Genomic DNA, 16,542 nt, shown 5'->3' with positions numbered 1-16,542 from the left:
AATTCATTATGTCTATATTTTGACACAAGATGCATCGCAGACTAAATTTAAAATATAGGTTTTATAACCGGTATTCTTAATGGGGTTATTAGATAAACTTCGTAAACACCCAAATAAAGATGATTTATTGAGCGGTGATATTTATAAGGACAAAACGGGTTCTCTTTCAAAACGATTAGATTACGCCTGGAAAGTATATACCAGTCACGATACCAAATATACTCAAGAGCATAAAGATCTGGCTGTGCTCTTTTTAAAAACCAAGTTTAATACAAACGAAATCGAAAAAATAAATCAATTAATGCAATTAAAGCAAACGAATCCTGACAAAAATTTCATTCCTTCATTAGCTGATCTAAGTGCTCAACCTCAAATGAGAGCTCCTCCTGAAAGAAATAGCAATCCTAAAAAATTCATTCCCATGGAAAAGTTATCTGAGATTTTGAATCCATACCCCATGGATGAGCAAGCAAGACGCTTTGTTTCTGAGGCAAATGAAGGGATTCGTCGTCTTAATAGATTAATCGAGCAATACAACAAGGCTCAAACCAAAGAAGAAAAAACAGAAATTTATAAGCAGATTTATCAAGAGCGAATACGAATTGATGAGCAATTTTCAGGAGACGTTATTCAAGACTTTCCTGAATATCGAACACAAATGTACCACCGTTTATTTAATGAGCTTAAGAAGCAACAATCCTTTTTAGAGTTAGCTTCTTTAAGCAAAATTTCATTGGAATTAGTAAGTTCTGTTCAAAGCGACTCACAAAGCTCATTGCCAGAGTTCTTAGCTAATATGTCGCCTAAAAAAGCAAATCGGTTATTAGTTATTTTATCTGCTAAGAACTTTAATGCGGATGATCTTAAAAATCTATATTCTACTTCTGATCCAGAATACCCTCAGTGGAAAGAGTTTCTAGAAAATCATACCCTCGAATTTTTAGGTGGAAATAATTCTAAAAATTTTAAAGTAACCAATACTCAAACGGGTAAGATGTCTGTTTTAAAGGTAGAGTATCGTTTAGGTATGCCCAAAGCCGCTGAAACTTATTTAAGAGAAAGTGCATTAAAAGATATTTTAACACCAGTTTATGCAGAGAGGGTGGCTACCTATAAACAGGGTAGTCAAATGATTACAAGAAACCTACTAATAACTGATTTTTGTCTTGGAGGTGATCTTGAAAGTCATGCACAAAAGCAACCAAATACTGCGGCACGTTTAAATTCTGCCTTAAATGTTTATAGTCAAATGGGTGTTATTTTGGAGGGCGTGCGACAAGATGGTTGCTTATTTCCCGATATGAAAAATACGAACTGGCTCATTGATGAAAATGATGTCGTTAAAATCGCAGATTCAAAATCGTTTGTATATTTAAATACGGATGGAAATTACGATGCCAATAATCCTCAAAATCGCTGGGGAGATTTACTCCGAACGCGTTATATGATGCCTCCCGAATTTAAACAGGCTAAATTTTCCGCCGATAAAGCACATTCTTTTATGCTAGGGAAAAATCTCTATCAATATATGACTAAATGTGATTACCAATATCTTAATGATAAAAATCATTGGCGTGACTTTGATTTCAAGGATCCAATTTTTCAAACAGAGCAAGGAAAAGAATTAAAAAGCCTAATAGAGCGGATGATTAACCCCAATGCTAGCATGAGGATATCTGTCGCAGAAGCGACTAAAAGGCTAGAAGAAATAAAAATGATGCCATTAAAAAAAGAGTGTTATAGTCAAGTCCAAGCAGTAACAACTATGCTTAATGAGCAATATGCTTTATTTCCAATGTCGCATCGGCAGGAGCTTAATGATTTCATTCGTCTTAAAAGCCTAGCAATACATACTGCGAAAAACGATTCAGAGCTTAAGCAAATAAAAACGGAGGTACAGAAAAAACTATCTGAAATAAAAGAGCTTGTACATGCCAAGCAAACTACTTTGTCAAGAGTAGTAGCATTAAAACCATTTACTAAGGATCCTGCCATACAACGACTTATAGAGAGTACTAGACAAAAAATCATAGCTCAAACCGATAAGAGCGCATTATTAGCAATTAGTGATGATTTATCGCAGAAGTTAGCAATGATGGAAAGCAAAAAATCTTGTGAAGATATCTTAAGTGATATTAAGAAATATCAGTTTGGTGATAATGATATTGAAATGGAAAAATTTATTTCCGAGAACAGGAAGCGTATTTTAACCGCAAATACAAACGAGGAACTCTTGGCTATTAAAGAGAGCCTAACTAAAGCTCAGTGTGGTTTTAAAAATCCAGAAATAGACTATGTTAGGGATGCTATTAATTCGTTTCGAAATGGAGCAAATGCGTTTACAGTAGGAATGAAAAGAAAAGCCGAACTAATCGAGTCAGCAATGGCAAAAGTACCCTTGGCCGAACGAGGAAATATTTCACTAGGAAAGACAGAAGCCACCAAAAACGTACAGTTGGCTATGGCATCACACCGTCATATGTTCAGATCGAGAGAACCTTCATTGGATGAAAAAAAAGCAGCAGATACATTTGTTAAATTTAAAAATAAATTTCAGCAGGCTAAAGAGTCTGTAAAAGAGCAGGTAAAACCAGAGGAAGTGAAAGAGCATAGTAGCAGGTATACTCCTCGCTAGATGCAAAAAAAATAGTCAGGGGTGGATATAAATTATGATTAAAAACTATCAAATGCTTTGTGAAGAACTAAATTTAACTTCTGAATATACCGAAAAAAGTTTAGAAGTCATAAAACGTTGGTGTTATGAACACGTTTCAAGAGACATTTCATTTTATGGTGAGCCAGAAGAACAATATAATCATTATTTAAAGTTTTCTAAGTCATACTTAGAAGATTTTTTGCCCCATACGGCTCAAAATCCATCAATATCTATTCCTGAGCTGGATTATTTAACTTTAATTCAATACGCTTCTGCTCATGGATATGATCGTTTTATAACGAATACTGTCTCAGAGTCTAAAGAGCTTTGGAGTTTAAAAAATCAGTATGGGATGACCCCCTTACATCTTTCTGCAGGTAGAGGTTATGTGCACACAGTAAGGGCCCTTTTAGAAAAAGGTGCTAATCCTGAAGTAGAAAATAGCACGGGCCAGTTGCCAATCTATACTACTTTGCTGATACCCATTGATTCCTCCCTTGATCTCGTTGAGAGAAAAAAAGCCGTTTATCAGCTATTAAAGATAAAAGCGCCGCACTCGGTGTTTCATCAAGACAAAAGTGGTGATTCATTATTGCATTTAATTGCAGTAAATGGGCTTTATGAGGTGTATGTTGAGGATGAAGCAGAACTAAGCCCTATGTTGCTTCAATCAAATAATTATCAAGTATATCCTATTCATAAAGCTATTTTAAATCAACATACCAAACTTATCGAACTTTGGTTAGATTACGATAACGTTTCTTCTCTTTCTGATGCCAAGGGTAGGGTAGCTTTGCACTATGCTGCTCTCTATGGTACAGAAGAGATTACTAAACTTGTTTGTGGTAAAACCCATGATTTAGATGTTAGGGATGCTTATAATAAAACGCCGTTAATTTTAGCAGCTGAGGCAGGAAATTTACCTGCAATGAAGGTATTGATAGAAAAAGGAGCGGATCCAAATTTAAAGGATTATGAGGGGTATTCTGTTTTACATCGAGCCGTTCTTGAAGGGCATGTTGAAATGGTCCAATGGCTCTTACAACATACCTCTGTAAATACTCATGATGTTACCGAGGATGGTGATACCCCTTTATCTTTATCTGAGAAAAATGAAGATATTCCAGAAATAAAAAATCTTTTACTTGAAAAAGGTGGCAGCAACGCTTGTTGTTTAAAATAAGAATAAAGATGTTACTTATAGAACTGCGGTAAGTGGTTCATCTTTTTCTCTTTGTGGCGTTATAATAATTGAATCAATAGCTAAATCGATTGTCTCATTATCTATTGCGGTAAAAAGTTGATGAAAGGACATGACGATATAATTGATCGGCTGATTTAAGCGCTTACCGAGTTGATCCATAATTTCCATGTCAAACCCATAATAGTGATGGCTTTGATCAGCAGTTGAGCAAAATGGGGGATTGTCCCCCGTGATGCCAACGTTAAGAGATCCAGCGTATGCAGGAAGAATCCAAAAAAGAAATACAACAATAAAGATCTTCCATTTCATAAAAGTAAGCCCTGTTTAAGGTTCATTATACTTTTTGTGACAAGTTTACCTGACTTAATTTTAGTATAGCTAACTGTTGCACTTCCCTGACGTAGTACAAAGCAGGAGCTTAAAAGTCTGCATATTGAGTCTAAACTTCGCTCTTTGTCTACAGGAGCTATTCAAGCCATAGTTCGTGCTTTTTGTGCCACGCTTCAATCGATAAAGGCGGATAATTCTGGTATTTCAATTCCTTATCTGGAATGTCGCACCAGCTCACAGCAAACTCAACCATCATATGAATGGTTTCAGGTGCTTTAGGGAGGGGGGTATCGATGGCCGAGGCAAAGGGATGAATTAACTGAGGCCAGTTTGGATCAGAAACCCATAAACAACTTCCACACTGCTTACAAAAATGGCGACGACCAGAACTGAGTTCTGATTTTTCTTTCTTTTCTGGAAAAAGCCCGGCTTGATAAATAGATATAGATTCTTGGCCTTGAACCGTTAATGTATCGGCTATACCCATAATATTAATGGCATATCCTCCGCCTCCGGCTGTTTTTCTACATATCGAACAATAGCAGCGCATGTAAGGATAGGGAGAATGACTTTCGCATTCAAATTGTACAGACTGACAATGGCAGGATCCTTTGAGTTTCATAATCGTATCCTTTGATATTCCAGTTAAGGTACAAGACCAAATGTAGACTCTAGCGGAAGATATGCTAGTATGGTCTAGTCTATTTTTCCAATAATATAGGAATTCTGTTCAACTATGTCTTGTGAACAAACGAATGAAGATCTAGAACAAGCGCATAGCGCGCTTCAAGCCTTATTTCAAAAGCTTCATAACGCTCATATTTTTAAAGTGAATATACTCAAAACCGCATTAATAGTTGATGCTTGTGAGCTAGCGTTAGGTGTCTGGAATATGCTTGATGAACAAGAAGGGTTAGAGGGTGCTGTCTTAGGTATGGGGGTCTTGTCTGTAGGACTTTCTGTGTACGGGTTATTTAGGCATAAAAATATAATTCCCGATAAAAAGGATGAACCGGTTCAAACGCCCTCATTACCGGTTTAAATTAATGATTCTTTAAAGAAGCTTAATTCCAGTTTGGAGAGGTTATGCCAGTCAGTTATTCTCAACAATTACACATTGCTAATCAAGCATTAGAAGAGGCGGAAGCTTCTAACACCTTTAAAAAATACATTCTTACTGCTGCCGTTGTGGTCAATGTCATTGGTATGGGGCTTGGCATCGCAAGCTTAGTTGGAGAAAAGCAACCAGGGATGGAGCCTACCATGTTTGGTCTTCAGGTAGTGTCATTGGGTATATCTTGTTTTGGTCTATTTCGCCCTCGAAGGCACAATGAGTCTATTCAAACGTCTCCTGAACCACATACCCCAGCGATAGAGGTATAATTTTTATCAAGGACTGCATCATGACAGAAGCAAAGGACTGTGTTTCAGAGAGACTAATCGATGTTTTATGTATTGGCGCAGGTCCAGCTGGGCTAACGGCTGGCTATTTACTAGGAAAAGAAAAAAAATCTTGCTTAATTTTAGAAAAAGATCCCCAATACGTTGGAGGTATCTCTAAAACAGTCCAATATAAAGGATTTCGTTTTGATATTGGTGGACATCGTTTTTTCTCCAAATCATCTGAAATTGAAGCGTTGTGGGAAGAGCTTTTAGGCGAGGATTTTATCGAACGCCCAAGAAAATCGCGCATTTATTATCAAAAAAAATTTTTTAGCTACCCAATTAAGCCCTTTGAAGCCCTATGGAAGTTAGGAGTTTATCGATCGTTTTCTGCTTTATTTTCCTATCTTCGCTATCGTCTTTATCCGATTAAGCCCGTTCGGTCTTTCCAAGATTGGGTAACCAACCAGTTTGGGCGTTTTTTTTTCCAGATATTCTTTAAAACCTATACAGAAAAAGTCTGGGGTATGGCTTGTACGGAGATCTCATCCGATTGGGCAGCACAAAGAATTAAGGGGCTTTCTTTAATCACTGCGCTGAAAAATGCGTGCTTTGCAAAAGCACCTCAACATCAACAATCTATTAAAACCCTGATTACTCATTTTCGATACCCTAAGTTGGGGCCAGGGATGATGTGGGAAGCAGCGCGAGCAAAAATTCAGCAGCAGGGAAATTGTGTCGAGCTTGGAGCATGCGTTACAACTATTGAGTATTTAAGCCAGGATAATACTTGGTGTGTACATTACCAAACTCCTGATGGAGAAAAAATAGCTTACGCTCGGCAAATTATTTCTTCTATGCCGCTTCGAGAGTTAGTGCAGGCGTTATCCTATGACTTACCCCCTAAAATAATTCAGGCTGCGGATGGCTTAAGGTATCGTGACTTTTTGATGGTCGCTTTGATCGTCAATGAAGACGGACATTTTGATGACAACTGGATTTATATTCATGATCCCACTGTTAAAGTCGGCCGCATTCAAAATTTTCGTTCTTGGTCTCCCTATTTAATACCAACCCAGGGTATGAACTGTTACGGACTAGAATATTTTTGCTTTGAAGGTGATGGTCTATGGAGCGCTGATGATGAGGATCTTTTAGATCTGGCCAAAAAAGAAATCCATCAGATAGGACTTATCAAAGAATCTACAATTGTGGATGGTTGTGTAGTTCGGCAACCTAAAGCCTATCCAATCTATGATGATACTTATAAAATGAATGTTGCAACAATTCGTGAGTATTTAAATGAACACTTTCCAGGATTGCACCTGGTCGGCCGAAATGGTATGCATAAGTATAACAATCAAGATCACGCGATGATGACGGCCAAGTTAACTGTAGAAAATATACTGGCAGAAAAGACAATTTATAATGTTTGGAATGTCAATGAAGATGCCGAATACCATGAGGATAAAGATCGAGAGCCCCGAGTGACGGAGCGTTTAGTTCCTGAGAGACTTCGATGAAATCATCCCCTCTTTTTATTACAAAACTCTTAGGGTATATCGGTGTTGGAGGAGCAGCTGCGTTCGTTGATGCGCTTGCTTTTTATATAGCTAAATATCACTTAGGTCTATTTTATTTATGGGCATTGGTACTGGGGTTTATCCCTGGTGTTACAACAAATTTTTTATTATGTAACGCGTTACTTTTTTACAAATACAAGCGAAGTTTTTTCGGAGCTTGGTATCGGCATTTGGTTGTTAGTTTATTTAGTCTTTTAATAAATGCGGTCATGATGATCATATTGATAGAAGTTCTAAACATCAACAACTACTTATGTGCAAGGATTTTCGCGCTGGCTTTTGGGTTTATTATAAGTTTTGTCTTGATTCGAAATATTGCGTTTCAAGATAATAAATATTTCAAAACGCTTGCTTCATCGCGAATACAGAGTGGATAGCCCGAATAATGCTCAGAAAGGACAGTTATCGTGCATATTTTAGTGACTGGAGGTTTGGGGTATATTGGTAGTCATTTTGTGGTTGAGGCTTTAAATAAAGGATTTAAGATTACGGCAATTGATAATCTCATCAATTCCTCAATTGACATTATAACGGCTATTGAAACACTCACCGCAACATCATTCGAATTTTATAAGATCGATTTAAGAAATAAAAATGAGTTACACGCTTTATTCAAAAACAGAAGCTTTGATCTCGTTGTTCATTTCGCGGGTTTAAAATCAGTCTATGAATCAAGGCTCTCCCCTCTAGATTATTATGAAACCAATTTGGTTGGCAGTTTTAATTTATTACAAGCCATGCAGGGTGTTAATCTGAAAAAAATTGTTTTTTCTTCTTCCGCAACAGTATATGGCCAGCCAATTACCAGCCCTTATACTGAATCGCATCCAACTGTTCCTATCAATACCTATGGTGATACAAAACAATCCGTTGAAGTCTTATTAAAGAATATTTGTCATTCCGATGATGATTTTTCAGCGATTGCATTACGATATTTTAATCCCATTGGCGCTCACCCAGATGGGCTCATTGGCGATACGCAAAGAGGAGTACCAAATAACTTGATGCCTTATATAAACGAGGTCGCGCTGAAAAAACGTGATTACTTGCCGATATTCGGTGATGACTATTCCACCCATGATGGGACTGGAGTTCGTGATTATATTCACGTTTTAGACTTAGTAGAAGGTCATATTTCCGCGATAAATTACTTAATAAACCATACAGGATTTGACGTATTTAATTTAGGAACCGGCAAGGGATATTCGGTATTAGATGTGGTTCAAACCTTCGAACAAGTGAACTGTTGCACTATTCCAACTAAGATAAAATCACGACGCCCAGGAGATTTAGCGGCTTATTGGGCCGATACATCAAAAGCACAATTAAAGTTAAATTGGCATGCAACTCGTTCTTTAGAGCAAATGGTGCATGATAGTTGGAATTGGCAAAAAAATCGTTCAAGCTTTTCGGCCTAAGAGCTCAAAACCTCAATAAAATCATCTAAGATCGTTTTAAATAAAGATCAAATGAATACAAAGGATTATATTGAATCCGCTTCACCCAATGATATTCTTGCCACAGTTGTTTAAAAGCCTTATTTTTTTCCATAAAGGTTAGGAAATTGAAATCCGAGTCATGAATATACCCATACTGTTCATAATTATTCACATTGATATTAACAAGGACTAACTTGGGTTTAAATCGTTTAAAATCTTCTAAGATGCGTTGTTGCAATGAGTATTCCATGTCTGGATTAGCTGGATGGTTCACTAAGCCAGGCAGTGGCCATAAGGAACAAAAACGTGACCCTAACTTCATGTGACCGTAATACATAAAATAGGCGGATTGCATGTAAGTGCTAAACATAAAAAAAGGTTCATTTTGAGCATAGTAAGATACTTCATTTACCATATGATTAAACGCACACTGGCTATTAAACGCGCATTGCATCTGATTTTTAGTATTTAATGCAATCGGAACAACATAAAATGAGACGCTAGAAATAAATAGCGTCATTATTAATAAATACCTTTCTATTCGAGCATGTTTAAACTTTCGAAACCCGGATAATCCAATTAAGCTCACTAATAGAATGTTTGTTGCATATAGCGGCAATGCTTGATAGCGCCAACCTTTACTCTGTAAAAGATAACTTAATGCAAACCCAAGGCATATCATAAATAAATACTGGATTATCGAATTCAAGCGGTTTTTTTGATAACAAAATGCCCAGATAATGAGTGAAATGAAAAAAAATAACAGAGGGGCTTGGAGCAGTAAAATATTAATATGTACATAATGTTCTGGCACATAAGTGGCTAAGATGACCGGCAAAATTTCGGTAAGATAGGTCGGTGTAAAGATAATAAAACTAATCAAATAAACAACTTGAACAAGTGCTAAAGCAGCAAGGTCCCAACGTAGAAATACTGACAATGATTTTTTATTCCAAAAAAGCCATAGTTCCGTTAAACAAAATGGAATAAAAAAATATGGAGGCTTTAAAGCAAAGCCAATGCCAGCCATGGCACCAACTAGACCTCCTAGCCAAGCCGAGCGCGGTTTATTCAATAGAAAAGAAAGATTTAAGAAAAAATAGGGTAATGATAAAAGCAACATGATTTGCTCTTTTTGACCGTAATCAGCAAGCGTTGCCAATCCTAAGCTAAGAGCCAGAGCAATGAGTAAATAATTCCCGGCTGTTTCATCTATGCTAAATAAATTCCGAATTATTTTAAACGAAATAAAATAACAAAGTCCCGTCAAACCAGCTAGAAAACTATAAAATGCGGTAATGGGTTTAATCGGTATCGCCTCAGCAAGTAGGACTAAACTCCCATGTATAAAATATAAAAGTGATGGGTTGGTTTCAAAAAAATCACTTCCATAGTGGCCTCCTGAAAACATGCGCTTGCCAATTTCTAAACTCCAGATGATGTCATGATGGATGAGACTATTGGCCTCGATTAGTATTTGAATAGCCAGAAAAGTGATAAAGAAAAACCAGATAAATCTATCGGCAGAGCGATGCATAGGGTGTTGCCTATATAAAGTTTAGATTAAGCTACGCATTTGTTAATATAAGCAGGATATTGCAATTGTTCAACACTAATTCTGCTATCATAAGAATTACAAAAGAATGAGCTATTAAATAATGTTAGCCAGCTCCCGTTGGTTGAGTCGCATCAACAAGCGTTTATAGTTTCAAGCGTATCTAAGCTCAGGTAAGCGGGCGAAATTAGGGAAGTTTTTTTTGTTATTAAGGAGCGGTAATGAGTCATAATTCAGAACTTGAAATTCCTTTTTACGAGCGTTTATTAGAGGATTCTAAGGGAATTGTTCATTCTTTAAAAACGGCTATTGTCCATCCTGTTGAAAAAAATTCTATAGAAGGGGCTATAGCCGCTGCAAAAGAAAACTTAATAGAACCGGTTTTCGTTGGTCCTGAAGATAAAATTTTAAAAGCAGCAGAAGACGCCTCGCTCGATATATCAAACTTTGAGTTAATTGCAACGAAACATAGTCATGAAGCTGCTGAAACGGCTGTACGCATGGCAAGTAAAGGGGAAGTGGATGCCTTAATGAAAGGTCATATCCATACAGATGAGTTGCTCAGTTTTGTGGTCAGTAAAGATTCTGGGTTGCGAACGGCAAGACGAATTAGTCATGTTTTTTGCATGGATATACCGCGAGAGATTTACCCCAAACCACTATGGCTAAGCGATGCCGCCATTAATATAAAGCCGACTCTCGAAGATAAAAAAGATATTATTCAAAATGCCATTGACCTATTTCGCGCCTGTGGATTTGGAACCCCCAAAGTAGCAATACTCTCTGCAACAGAAAAAATTACGCATAAAATTCCATCGACAGTAGAGGCTGCCGCGTTATGCAAAATGGCAGAAAGGGATTGGATTACGGGGGGAGTTTTAGATGGGCCCTTGGCTTTTGACAATGCCATCTCAAAAGAAGCCGCCGAAATCAAGCAGATTAAATCAAACGTCGCGGGTGATGTAGACATTCTCATTGTGCCCGATATTGAATCCGGCAATATGCTTTATAAGCAAATGAAATACCTTTCAGGGTATAATGCCGCAGGAATTGTCATGGGAGCGCATGTTCCCATTATGTTGACGAGTCGTGTAGGCGGGGTAAAGGCGCGCTTAGCATCCGCTGCGTTAGCCTTACTTTATGTCAATGGTAAGGAAACCAGGGAATTATGACGGAGAATATTTTAACCTGTAACGCCGGGTCAAATAGCCTAAAATGTGCGTTGTATGAGGCGGGTAAACATACCTTAGCATGGCGCTTTGAAGTGGATCGCATCCATGATGAGGCAACCTTAAGCATAAAAGACAAACATGGTGAAAAGCTTAAGGATAAACAATCCATCGATAGCGGTTATAAAAATGCTTTATTCGAAATATTAACGTGGTGTGAAGAGCAATCATCATTTGAGCTGGTGGCTGCAGGTCATCGCATCGTTCATGGTGGTCTAGAGTTTAAGGGCCCTGTCGAAATTAACGAATCTATCATGAAAAAACTCAAGGCGCTGATCCCTTTGGCGCCACTTCATCAGCCCCATAATTTAATACTCATTGATTGTTTGTCAGAAAAATATCCTAATTTAAAACAAGTTGCTTGCTTTGATACTGCTTTTCATCGAACTCAGCCCTGGTTAGCGCAACAATATGCCTTGCCTCGAGAACTTGTGCATCGAGAATCTATTCTTCGCTATGGATTTCACGGCCTATCTTACGAGTATATCGCTTCTATTTTACCTGAATATATTGGTTCTTTAGAGAATAGCCGAGTTATCATTGCTCACCTTGGCAGTGGGGCGAGTATGTGTGCGTTGAAAAATGGCAAAAGTGTTTCTACGACTATGGGATTTACCGCTCTAGAAGGGTTAATGATGTCAACACGTTGTGGTCAGCTTGACCCTGGCATCGTGCTTTATTTGCAACAAGAAAAAGAATACGCTCTAAGTGAAATTGACACGTTACTATATGAACGTTCGGGCCTTCTTGGCGTATCAGGCATTAGTGGCGATATGCGAGATTTAGAAGACTCAGATGATGCTGAAGCAAACGAAGCCATCGAACTTTTTTGTTATATGGCGGCAAAAGAATTGGGCAGTTTAATCATGACCTTAGGCGGGATGGATGCTTTTGTATTTACCGGGGCAATGGGCTGTAATGATGTATTCGTTCGTCGTCTTATCTGTAACTATATGGATTGGTTCGGAGTGAGTATTCAGGATGACGCTAATGCAAATCATTCTATCAGGATTTCAACGCCAGCCTCTTCAATTCCTGTATTGGTACTTCCAACAGATGAAGAAGAAATTATCGCGAAACAAACGGCGGGTGTTTTATGAGTTCAAAAGTAATTTTCATCACGGGGTGCTCAACTGGAATAGGACTTAAGGCGAGTCAGGCTTTATCTAAACGTGGTCATCGAGTGATCGCATCGTGTCGCAAGCTTGAAGATGTAAATCGACTAATTGAGCAAGGCATTGAGGCTTTGCAAATGGACCTGAGTTCTAGTGAATCCATCCGAGCTGGTTTTGAAGAATTGATGATCAAGGTGGATGGGCGTTTAGATGTGTTGATCAATAATGCCGGCTATGGTCAAGCCGGTGCTTTAGAGGATATTTCAAGAGATGCGTTACGACAACAATTTGAAACGAACGTCTTTGGGCTGATGGAGCTAACTCGCTTAGTTATTCCTGTGATGCGAGCACAAAGAACAGGGCGAATCATTAATATCAGCTCTATTCTTGGAGTCATTAGTTTGCCTTTTCGCGGTGCTTACAACGCTTCAAAATATGCAGTTGAAGGACTGACTGATACTTTAAGGCTTGAATTGAAACCCTCAGGAATTGAAGTCATTTGTATTGAGCCTGGGCCAATAACCAGTCAATTCAGAGAGACCAGTGTTTCCCAAGCCCAAGATGAAATTAATATGACAGAAAGTCATTTTAATGCCCAGTACCAGCGAATGCTAGGAGATTATCGCATGCAGAAAAAAGACTCTATCTTTACTAAATCTCCTGAGGCTGTGGTGAATAAATTGATTCACGCAATTGAGTCAAAAAAGCCTAAAGCAAAATATCTGGTCACCTTACCAGCTTACCTCTTTATTATGTTAAAGCGCCTATTGAGCGTTAAGATGATGGATAAATTGCTCATTGCCGTATCAAAAAAGGAGCTTGGAGCATGAGCCAAGCGCTTGCTTAATAAAGCCTAAAGCAAACAAAGCGTTGTTTCTCAGTATGGTATTAGTAATGAAAACGTCGTTACGAGTAACGTAGTGACGAAACAATTATAAATACCGTACGGACCTTTTTTATTAAAATTCGTACAAATTTAAGAGTTTTTAAATAAGCTCGCAACATACTCATCTATATTTTCATGAAGCACATCTAACGGATTGATTGAGTAACGTTGAGTGGGTGCAAGAGAATCAACGGAAAGATTGTGGCTAGACAATCTACGGCGTTTATAAGCAGGGGATTCGTCATCCCAAATATCTTGAGGGGTCGGGTTGGAAGTTGAGGCGGTAACTGAACTTGAACTAGGGTTTGAGAAAAAACTCTGGCGACTTTGTGATGGATAAAACCTCTCAGGCGTCCATCGATTATCGTAAGAAATTGAAGAAAAAGCTGGTCCAAATTCTGATTCAAGTTGAGTGTCTAATGTAGCCTCTTCCCTTTGAAGAATAATCGCTGGTTGTACTTCTGGTTCGGTTGATTCGAATCGCTTAGGGGCTTCATGAGTATCTAGATTTGTCGCACTCACCTGATCTTGCACAAGAGGCAAGTTATAAAGATCTCCAAGTTCGCGCTCTAGATCTTCTGCTAAGCACTCTTTAAGTCGATTGGCGTTTAAAATCACTCCTCGGAACTTAAATTGTCTTAAGTAATCATTTAAATGAGATAGATAAACTCCTAATCGATTGGCCCCAGCAACCGAAGAGTCACGTTCTAAAAGAAGCGTTGCGTGAATTTCTCGCAAACTAAGCTTAGAAAGATCGACCGGTTTTTTAAGGATAATTTCGGTGTATGCATCTTGAAAGACGTCTTGTAATAATTGAGGGCACATAGTGTTGAGCTGCTGAAACGTTAAGGGCACTCCTTGGTAACTAAATTGACTTAAAAAAATTCGAATTTTCTCCAAAGAGCATCCGAGCTTTTGAGACGTTACTTTTAAGCTTAGGCCAGCGCGAGCGAAGGAGTGAATTTTAGCTAAAGTTATTTCGTGCTGAGGGTTAAGGGTATATCGCTCTCGGGATATTGGTCCATCATATTGATTCCCTAATTTAGATTTTAATTCTTCAACTGAAATCGTTCTGAATTCTTGAAGGGTTAGATTGCCCCCATTGTATTCAAATTTATTTAAAATAGTTTCTAACTGGGATCGTTTTAAGTTAAGAGCGAAAAGAGCGCTATCTAGCGATTTGTTTGAAAGAATTACTTGATGTATGCTTGCTAGAGTCAAATGATAACTGGATGTTGACAGCTCTGGGTTAACTGGATTTACCGTGGATGATTGTTCTTTAGGAATAGGGTAGAAACGGGCAATAAATTGGTCAGTTGGTAGATGATAGGCGTCACCAAAATAAGTTGCTAAATGTTCAACTGAATATTTCCTTATTTCTTGAACTGTAAGAGAACATTGATAACAATGGTAATGTGACAATAGCTTATCTAGTTGAGGACGGTTTAAGCCAAGTATCTTAAGCACATTAGGTATCGTATTCTGTAAAATGGTTTCATGTATTTTTGCCAAGGAAAAAGCATTAAAATTAATTTTTTTCATAATCGTTGGACCAATATTAAAGAGCAATTATTATACATAAACTTACAAAAAATACAAATTGTATAATTATTTCTCTTCCTCTTTGCGGTTAATTTAAAATGCATAGAGAGTATTATGTACATAATGGATTAACATCATCCTGAACCAAAGGGAAGATCTCCTAGAGTTAGCTTCAATCATTAACAACTTGAGATCCTTCACTGCATTCAGGATGACATAGTTTTGGAGCTACGAGAATAAAGTCCTGGTTAAATATAAAACAGATATTAGTCATACCCTTTTGAAGCTAAGGCAGGAGATTTATTAGAGTCTCTGAGAGGATATTTACTGGTTAAACGATTATATAGCTTAGAAAATAAGATAGGAAAAGCTCCATTTGAAGTGACATTAGCCGTCGTGCCAAATGGATCGCAAATCATATAAACGGCAGTTACAATCCCTACCATCTCACTTGAAAAACCTAAGTGCGCTTCTAAAATAGGTGCAACTACAATAACTACCCCGCCAGGAACAGCAGCCACTGCATATTTAGCTAATGCCGTATACAGTGCAAAGACTATAAACGCTGAAAGGGTTGGGGTAGGCATGCCAAACGTTGATAAAGTCGCTAAGGCTAAAATAGGAATGGCAATGGCGCTTCCTATCGTATGAATATTGATAATTGCGGGTACAAGCATTTTTGCTTTTTGAGTATCTTGAAGATTTTTTTCTGTTGAGACCAACAAGACCGGCATGGAGGCGGCGCTTGAGATAGTACTTAAGCCAGTTAAGCTAGCCGGAAGAACGTTTTTAATATAGAGAACGAAGGTTTTAATTGAAAACCGACTCGCAATCATGTACCACGAACCAATATAGAACCATTGGCAAATCAGGATTAAGACTAAAATAGGCCCATAAATTTTTAAGGACGTCTGTAGAATATTCTCATGTTCTAACTTAAAGACAAATCCTAAAATAAATAAAGGCAAAAGAGGGATAAATACCTTTTTAAGAAATCCGTTAGAGAGAAGATTGAGATGGTTTCCAATTCGTTTTGCCATGTTGCTTGGGAAAATTGAATAGAAAATGCCTGTTATAAAACCACATAGTAATGCCACATCATTGGTCACTAATTTTTTTAAATGAAAGTGCCAAGCCGGCATCAATTCGGTGGAATGATTGATTGTCGCTTCCTTAAAATGCAATAAATGTAATCCGACTTTGCCCATGGTATAGCCATACATCAATGCTGTGAAGTTAGATACAAATACACAGCTCACCAATAATGTAACAAAAAATATGGCGCCTTTTTGGAAATTCGATAGGCATGAAAATATGAAACTAAATATGATAAAAGGTAATAAAAACTCTAATATGCTTTTCATGCTCAAACTAAAAGCATAAGAAATGGATTTAATTTCAACGGGTACGTATGAGCCTAAAAATTGAGGAAAAATAAGTATTGCTAGAAGCAATAAGGGCAATTTTACCTTTTTTAAAAACTCTATAGATATCATATACAATCCTTTCGAAAGTTTACTTAACGCCATTCCCGAGTAACTACACCGGCAATGTATTATCCTAAACCCAGTAGCGGAATTTGTTCGAACAGCTTGTTCATATTGACTGCTCTTTTGAGGA

At 37.7% G+C, this 16,542-nt stretch carries 15 protein-coding genes; 10 read left to right on the top strand and 5 right to left on the bottom strand.

Translation table 11 applies throughout. The features are described from left to right. Window positions 1-79 precede the first annotated feature (79 nt). Both E1O41_RS01745 and E1O41_RS01740 read left to right on the top strand, forming a co-directional pair. The gene (locus E1O41_RS01745) at window positions 80-2,635 is read left to right on the top strand and encodes a protein kinase domain-containing protein (RefSeq protein WP_131775581.1); all 2,556 of its coding nucleotides are present in this window, start codon (window positions 80-82) and stop codon (window positions 2,633-2,635) included. Window positions 2,636-2,669: 34 nt separating this feature from the next. Beyond that, window positions 2,670-3,839, top strand: a complete 1,170-nt coding sequence (locus E1O41_RS01740; protein ID WP_131775580.1) for an ankyrin repeat domain-containing protein — start codon at window positions 2,670-2,672, stop codon at window positions 3,837-3,839. A gap of 15 nt (window positions 3,840-3,854) precedes the next feature. On the opposite strand, the gene E1O41_RS01735 is transcribed toward E1O41_RS01740, so the two are convergent. Beyond that, the gene (locus E1O41_RS01735) at window positions 3,855-4,169 is read right to left on the bottom strand and encodes a transporter substrate-binding domain-containing protein (protein ID WP_131775579.1); all 315 of its coding nucleotides are present in this window, start codon (window positions 4,167-4,169) and stop codon (window positions 3,855-3,857) included. Between the two features lie 157 nt (window positions 4,170-4,326). Continuing rightward, a complete protein-coding gene (locus tag E1O41_RS01730) occupies window positions 4,327-4,812 on the bottom strand; it encodes a GFA family protein (RefSeq protein WP_188668157.1) in 486 nt (161 codons plus the stop codon). Window positions 4,813-4,926: 114 nt separating this feature from the next. On the opposite strand from E1O41_RS01730, the gene E1O41_RS01725 reads away from it, so the two are divergent. From E1O41_RS01725 to galE, 5 genes are read left to right on the top strand one after another with little or no spacing between them, the layout of a single operon-like run. Continuing rightward, window positions 4,927-5,232 (top strand): hypothetical protein, encoded by a 306-nt coding sequence (locus E1O41_RS01725; protein WP_131775577.1) that lies wholly within the window; start codon window positions 4,927-4,929, stop codon window positions 5,230-5,232. Window positions 5,233-5,276: 44 nt separating this feature from the next. Further along, window positions 5,277-5,573 carry a hypothetical protein gene (locus E1O41_RS01720; RefSeq protein ID WP_131775576.1) on the top strand — a complete coding sequence of 99 codons (297 nt, stop codon included), beginning with the start codon at window positions 5,277-5,279 and terminating at the stop codon, window positions 5,571-5,573. A 20-nt stretch (window positions 5,574-5,593) separates the two neighbouring features. Continuing rightward, the gene (locus E1O41_RS01715; RefSeq protein ID WP_131775575.1) at window positions 5,594-7,096 is read left to right on the top strand and encodes an NAD(P)/FAD-dependent oxidoreductase; all 1,503 of its coding nucleotides are present in this window, start codon (window positions 5,594-5,596) and stop codon (window positions 7,094-7,096) included. Continuing rightward, the gene (locus E1O41_RS01710; RefSeq protein WP_131775574.1) at window positions 7,093-7,533 is read left to right on the top strand and encodes a GtrA family protein; all 441 of its coding nucleotides are present in this window, start codon (window positions 7,093-7,095) and stop codon (window positions 7,531-7,533) included. Before E1O41_RS01715 ends, E1O41_RS01710 begins: the two co-directional genes overlap by 4 nt. 30 nt (window positions 7,534-7,563) lie before the next feature. Beyond that, window positions 7,564-8,574, top strand: coding sequence for a UDP-glucose 4-epimerase GalE (galE, locus tag E1O41_RS01705; RefSeq protein ID WP_131775573.1), 1,011 nt, complete (start codon window positions 7,564-7,566; stop codon window positions 8,572-8,574). Window positions 8,575-8,599: 25 nt separating this feature from the next. Here the strand turns inward: galE and E1O41_RS01700 are convergent, their stop codons facing one another. Further along, window positions 8,600-10,132: a hypothetical protein gene (locus tag E1O41_RS01700; RefSeq protein ID WP_131775572.1), complete on the bottom strand. Its 1,533-nt coding sequence runs from the start codon at window positions 10,130-10,132 to the stop codon at window positions 8,600-8,602. Between the two features lie 239 nt (window positions 10,133-10,371). Between E1O41_RS01700 and E1O41_RS01695 the strand changes: the two genes are divergently transcribed. The 3 genes from E1O41_RS01695 to E1O41_RS01685 are packed head-to-tail and all read left to right on the top strand — an operon-like array spanning window position 10,372 to window position 13,324. After that, entirely contained in the window at window positions 10,372-11,322 is a 951-nt protein-coding gene (locus tag E1O41_RS01695; RefSeq protein WP_131775571.1) for a bifunctional enoyl-CoA hydratase/phosphate acetyltransferase, read from the top strand. Next, window positions 11,319-12,479 (top strand): acetate/propionate family kinase, encoded by a 1,161-nt coding sequence (locus tag E1O41_RS01690; RefSeq protein WP_131775570.1) that lies wholly within the window; start codon window positions 11,319-11,321, stop codon window positions 12,477-12,479. The genes E1O41_RS01695 and E1O41_RS01690 overlap by 4 nt, the downstream gene beginning before the upstream one ends. Then, a complete protein-coding gene (locus E1O41_RS01685; protein ID WP_131775569.1) occupies window positions 12,476-13,324 on the top strand; it encodes an SDR family NAD(P)-dependent oxidoreductase in 849 nt (282 codons plus the stop codon). The genes E1O41_RS01690 and E1O41_RS01685 overlap by 4 nt, the downstream gene beginning before the upstream one ends. Before the next feature lie 146 nt (window positions 13,325-13,470). On the opposite strand, the gene E1O41_RS01680 is transcribed toward E1O41_RS01685, so the two are convergent. Both E1O41_RS01680 and E1O41_RS01675 read right to left on the bottom strand, forming a co-directional pair. Then, complete coding sequence (locus E1O41_RS01680) at window positions 13,471-14,922, bottom strand: hypothetical protein (protein WP_131775568.1); 1,452 nt, start codon at window positions 14,920-14,922, stop codon at window positions 13,471-13,473. A gap of 266 nt (window positions 14,923-15,188) precedes the next feature. After that, window positions 15,189-16,418, bottom strand: coding sequence for a cation:dicarboxylate symporter family transporter (locus E1O41_RS01675; protein ID WP_165481063.1), 1,230 nt, complete (start codon window positions 16,416-16,418; stop codon window positions 15,189-15,191). Window positions 16,419-16,542: the final 124 nt, after the last annotated feature.

This window comes from Legionella impletisoli, from assembly GCF_900639875.1.
GTDB lineage: Bacteria > Pseudomonadota > Gammaproteobacteria > Legionellales > Legionellaceae > Legionella_A > Legionella_A impletisoli.
Note: the sequence above shows the minus strand (reverse complement) of the source record. Positions and strands in the feature narration are given on the sequence as shown.

Coding starts and splice junctions, on each gene's coding strand:
- E1O41_RS01695 (WP_131775571.1), top strand. CDS start 10,372: ATGAGTCATAATTCAGAACTTGAAATTCCTTTTTACGAGCGTTTATTA.
- E1O41_RS01730 (WP_188668157.1), bottom strand. CDS start 4,812: ATGAAACTCAAAGGATCCTGCCATTGTCAGTCTGTACAATTTGAATGC.
- E1O41_RS01690 (WP_131775570.1), top strand. CDS start 11,319: ATGACGGAGAATATTTTAACCTGTAACGCCGGGTCAAATAGCCTAAAA.
- E1O41_RS01720 (WP_131775576.1), top strand. CDS start 5,277: ATGCCAGTCAGTTATTCTCAACAATTACACATTGCTAATCAAGCATTA.
- E1O41_RS01680 (WP_131775568.1), bottom strand. CDS start 14,922: ATGAAAAAAATTAATTTTAATGCTTTTTCCTTGGCAAAAATACATGAA.
- E1O41_RS01700 (WP_131775572.1), bottom strand. CDS start 10,132: ATGCATCGCTCTGCCGATAGATTTATCTGGTTTTTCTTTATCACTTTT.
- E1O41_RS01710 (WP_131775574.1), top strand. CDS start 7,093: ATGAAATCATCCCCTCTTTTTATTACAAAACTCTTAGGGTATATCGGT.
- E1O41_RS01735 (WP_131775579.1), bottom strand. CDS start 4,169: ATGAAATGGAAGATCTTTATTGTTGTATTTCTTTTTTGGATTCTTCCT.
- E1O41_RS01685 (WP_131775569.1), top strand. CDS start 12,476: ATGAGTTCAAAAGTAATTTTCATCACGGGGTGCTCAACTGGAATAGGA.
- E1O41_RS01675 (WP_165481063.1), bottom strand. CDS start 16,418: ATGATATCTATAGAGTTTTTAAAAAAGGTAAAATTGCCCTTATTGCTT.
- E1O41_RS01740 (WP_131775580.1), top strand. CDS start 2,670: ATGATTAAAAACTATCAAATGCTTTGTGAAGAACTAAATTTAACTTCT.
- E1O41_RS01715 (WP_131775575.1), top strand. CDS start 5,594: ATGACAGAAGCAAAGGACTGTGTTTCAGAGAGACTAATCGATGTTTTA.
- E1O41_RS01725 (WP_131775577.1), top strand. CDS start 4,927: ATGTCTTGTGAACAAACGAATGAAGATCTAGAACAAGCGCATAGCGCG.
- E1O41_RS01745 (WP_131775581.1), top strand. CDS start 80: ATGGGGTTATTAGATAAACTTCGTAAACACCCAAATAAAGATGATTTA.